Raw genomic sequence first — 4105 nt, 5'->3', positions numbered from 1 at the left:
AGCCGCATTAAAGGCCGGACACATGGCCGCACCGACCACCAAGTGCACACGCTCACCAAACCCCTTGCCAACGGAGAGCCGTCCACACATGGGCGAGTACGGCCGCAGTCGGGTGAATCAGCGCTAACTGAACCGGTAAGGCCAAAAATGGTGGCTAGCTGCCGTTTCCATCGCGAACGGCAGCCTTTACCTCTCGACAGATCGCGAGCAGGTCGGCTCCGTACGAGGGCACGATTACGAGAAGAGAGACTTCGCCAGAAGCGATCCGAGCGGCTTGCCTCTCCAGAACGATCGCGTGCGCCTTTTGGTACTCCTCAGTTGCCTTGGGATGAGGGGGCTTGAACAGACGCTCAAGGCCCGCGTGTTCGTAAGGTGAGCGACCACTCACCACTTCCACCATTGAGATGATATTGCCTTGCCGGAAGTCCTCCATCTGGAGCACTTCAAGGCCGGAAAGCGTCAGCGTGTACTCCTCGCCCGTTGATTGGCGCAGATAGACAGTCGCACTTTGTTCGCCGAGAACGATTCCGGTGAGAAAGCCATCATGAAAACGAGGAACTTCAGATACCATAGCGCATCGTAACTACGATTTTCGAATGTCCGCAAGTGGGCGATGCCGTTGAAAAAGTCGTTCCTTGGCCGAAGTGTAAGGTTGAGATCGATCACACTGATTTTCCCGCTGCGACAAAGAAAGTGCCAGACCGGAGCGGGGGCGTCGGCAAAGCGCCACTTTTCGCAACACCGCCTCTGCCGGCCACCCACCAGGCTAAGAAGGAAACACTCCTCCTTACCTCCGGCACGCACCTTCAACAGTGCTTTTTGAATGGGTGCCGTATGGTCTTCTTTGGTTAAGGCTTTAACAGGACCTGGCGAGCAAATTGGCCTGAATTTTATACGTCGCTTTTTGACGTAAAACAGACCAGCTTGAAGAGGTGCGCTGGGCGCATACCCTAAAAGGACCGCCGACTATGAGGCGCGCTTGGAGGCTGTCAACGATAGGCACGAAGAGGTCGGCGTAGGCGGACAATTCTGCCGGTCGGCGCTGTGTGATCGTCCGGTTTCGCCCAATTCAAGTCGTTCGTCAGATGACGGTAACGCCGCGCCGAGAGTAGAAACCTTCCCAGCCTACCGGCTCGGGGTTGTCGGTCGCATAGCGCCGCTTCGCTTCAACGTGCTTTCGCGAAAACCACTGGTTGAACTGGTCCAAATAGTCTTCACCTCTGCCCATCCGCCACCCGATCGAGCCTGCGTGAATGTCGGGGTGGGCGGTCCAAGGGGGGATCATTCGAGTAATATACTGCGACAGGCCCTATGTCTGCAATCCACCATTTTTGGCCGTACCGGATCATTTAGCGCCGATTCACGCGACTGCGGCGGTACTCGCCCCACTTGCGGCCACATGCTGCCGGAAGGCAGAGGCCGCGTCATGGGACTTAACGGTCATTCCCGCGCCTATATGCTGACGACAGGTATCGGGGAAACCTGTCGTTCGCGAAGCGCCACGACCAAAATCCACATGGCCGTCGATGGGGAAGCTCTTCTAATCCGGCTATAATCAACGCAACCGGATGTTCGGCTACCTCAAAATCAACCGAGCAACCCTTACCTGATATGGTCAACTGGCCAACAGCTTCCTCGGCATCTGCTCGCCATTACCCCCCGTCTTTCAGTCTCGGCACAGGGGCTGCATGAGGCATTGGTCCAAGATCAGCCGCTCGATTGATTACGCCGCTCAGATAATTATTGAAGCGAACATCCGCCTCAATCTTTGCGGACATGAGGTGGTCGCGCAAGGTTGAAGGCAGCGCCTCCATCGGAACGTCAGAAATGTCGGGACGCCTGAGCACAAGTGTTGTAATCGCAGGCGCTGAGCGTCGTATCAGCGCACTTTCCGGGGACATGCCCCTTGCCTTTATCTCGGGCACTTGGCTTGCACCGTCTTCTTTCCCGACGATCACCTTTCCTACGTAAGTCACCACTGCCGCAGGGGCTTCGAAAGCATAGCTTCCAAGGGTAAGCGCAGTTCCATTCGCGCCACCAATGACCCAGCGTCCCGGTTTCAGGGCAATTAAGAATAGCCCCATATCATCACGAACCGCCAGTGGTCTGGATTCATAATAAATCGTTGCAGCATCTTTAATCGCTCGAGCATTGATGGTTCGCAGTTCACCGTTATCGTTTCGTGTCGTCAGCCCTGTTTCTGGAGAAGCCTGCATAAAGTCGAGGAAGCCCGGAAACGTCTTGCGGCCCTGCATGGGGCCCGCCCAAACCAAAATATACCCTTGGTCTGCTGAGTAGCTGAATTGCTCCAGAGTGACGGGTCGTTCAGCGCTTGCAGGAACGCTGTGAGACAGAAACAGCAGAGGCAAGGCGAGGGTTCTGAGAAGAGAAATTTTCCACGTCATGAACGGAACACCGCATCATCTGGAAGGGGGGTGGCTGCAAACTTTGCCAGCGCGTCAACTATGGCGGACTGTTCCTTACCAGTTTTCAATTGCAGGGCATCATTGACCCTCAAGATTTGCAGCCAAACTTGTTCGTCTACAAGGAAAAGCCGATAGCCACGCAGCACCATACATTGCTGCAAGGAAGCATTCCGCAATCGGTTTGTCTTGGCACTGCCAAGCAGCCCGCCAATCAAAGACCCCACTAACCCATAATCAGCGCTTGATGCACGGCTGTAGAGCGACAGTGCGTCAGATGAAGCAGTCATGCATTCAAGAAGATCGCCCCGAGCAACGTCCTCCGAGATGCCGTCAAGATGAAAGAGGGCCGACCTGGCCACGCTTGGGTTCATATTAGATGTGTCGCTTCGGTCCTGAAGTGAAGGATTAGCATAGGCTGGATAAACAATTATCATCGCAAGAATACAAAGAAATACGCGTAAAATCTGCTTTTTAACGCCTAAAAATTGCATCATCCATCCAGCCTTTATCTCTTAGAAAAATTCGTAACCTCAGAAAATTTTCGTGTCAATGTGCGTCGGTCGTGATGACGGTCTGGTTGGCATAGTTCATCTCTCCAACGACAAATTCCGGCTCAAATATGCCCACGCCGCCTAACAACTCTTTGCTTGAACTCCGATGTTTACGATTGCTCCTTGGCCAGCTGGGCACTTCGAAAAACCTCTGGTGCGTAGCGGCCCGAACTGATTCAATGGCTTTCGCGATGAGCGGAGGCGGTGATGGTAGGACAGCCCGGTTTCTTTGATCTTTCGGACCGGTACGGCCTATCGATCCAAGAAGAACGAGGCGTTCCTCGCCGCTGGCATGTTCAAGAGCCATATCCACCAGAGGCGCAAGCCAAGGCGCCCGATGCCCGAGCGGATCGCCAAGGCCAACACCCGGCGATCCAAAATTCGAGCCCATGTTGAGCATGTGTTCGCGGGGCAAAAGCACAGGATGGGCCTTGCCGTGCGCACCATCGGCATCGCCCGCGCCACCATCAAGATCGGCATGGCCAACCTGGTCTATAATTTCCAGCGGCTCGTCTGGCTTGAGGGGCGTACTGCGCCCGCGTGAAAGCCAATGGCCCCAAAACGGGGCGCCAAGCAAATATCACGCAGCCAAGGAAAGCCGAAAATCGAGCATCAACGCCACTGCGCGACCCTCAATGGCGCCAGCGGGCCATATCTGCCGGTTCTTCGAGATGGAGTGGTTGCCGCCCTCCCCAGACGGCATCGCAATGTGCCAAAAAAGTGGTTCTGTAGGCCACTGATAAGGAAGGACGGCAACCATGACGGCAGATACAATGATTGGCGTGGATCTGGCAAAACATGTTTTCCAACTGCACGGTGCTTCGCGGACTGGGGAAGTTCTGTTCCGAAAGAAGCTGAGCCGAAGCCAGTTCCACCGCTTCATGGGCGGCCAAAAGCCATGTATCGTTGCGATGGAGGCATGCGGCGGCAGTCATTATTGGGCACGTGAGATGCAGCGCCTGGGACACGAAGTGAAGCTGATCGCACCTCGTTACGTGAAGCCGTTCGTGAAGTTATGCGCAGGTGAGCATAACTTCACTAATCGCGAGGTGCCCATAATGCGGAGGAGCGTTGCCTGATTGGCGGATTTCCCCCGTTCTTGTCCATGTTCCTCCGCATTATTTCAGA

4 protein-coding genes and 2 pseudogenes are annotated in these 4105 nt (G+C 55.1%); 2 read left to right on the top strand and 4 right to left on the bottom strand.

Annotated features, from left to right (window positions below):
• Positions 1-154 precede the first annotated feature (154 nt).
• From FHW92_RS25375 to FHW92_RS25365, 4 genes are all read right to left on the bottom strand, one after another.
• Positions 155-571 carry a hypothetical protein gene (locus FHW92_RS25375; protein WP_168606066.1) on the bottom strand — a complete coding sequence of 139 codons (417 nt, stop codon included), beginning with the start codon at positions 569-571 and terminating at the stop codon, positions 155-157.
• A 510-nt stretch (positions 572-1081) separates the two neighbouring features.
• Positions 1082-1285, bottom strand: a complete 204-nt coding sequence (locus FHW92_RS25615) for a hypothetical protein (protein ID WP_172249411.1) — start codon at positions 1283-1285, stop codon at positions 1082-1084.
• A 367-nt stretch (positions 1286-1652) separates the two neighbouring features.
• Positions 1653-2405 (bottom strand): hypothetical protein, encoded by a 753-nt coding sequence (locus tag FHW92_RS25370; protein WP_168606065.1) that lies wholly within the window; start codon positions 2403-2405, stop codon positions 1653-1655.
• Positions 2402-2920, bottom strand: coding sequence for a hypothetical protein (locus FHW92_RS25365; protein ID WP_168606064.1), 519 nt, complete (start codon positions 2918-2920; stop codon positions 2402-2404). Before FHW92_RS25365 ends, FHW92_RS25370 begins: the two co-directional genes overlap by 4 nt.
• 304 nt (positions 2921-3224) lie before the next feature.
• Between FHW92_RS25365 and FHW92_RS25360 the strand changes: the two are divergent.
• Positions 3225-3521, top strand: a pseudogene (locus tag FHW92_RS25360) (IS5/IS1182 family transposase); the annotation flags it as partial.
• Positions 3522-3750: 229 nt separating this feature from the next.
• Positions 3751-3990 (top strand): annotated as a pseudogene (locus FHW92_RS25355) (IS110 family transposase); the annotation flags it as partial.
• Positions 3991-4105 lie beyond the last annotated feature (115 nt).

The organism is Novosphingobium sp. SG707 (assembly GCF_012275515.1).
Taxonomy (GTDB): domain Bacteria; phylum Pseudomonadota; class Alphaproteobacteria; order Sphingomonadales; family Sphingomonadaceae; genus Novosphingobium.
Note: the sequence above shows the minus strand (reverse complement) of the source record. Positions and strands in the feature narration are given on the sequence as shown.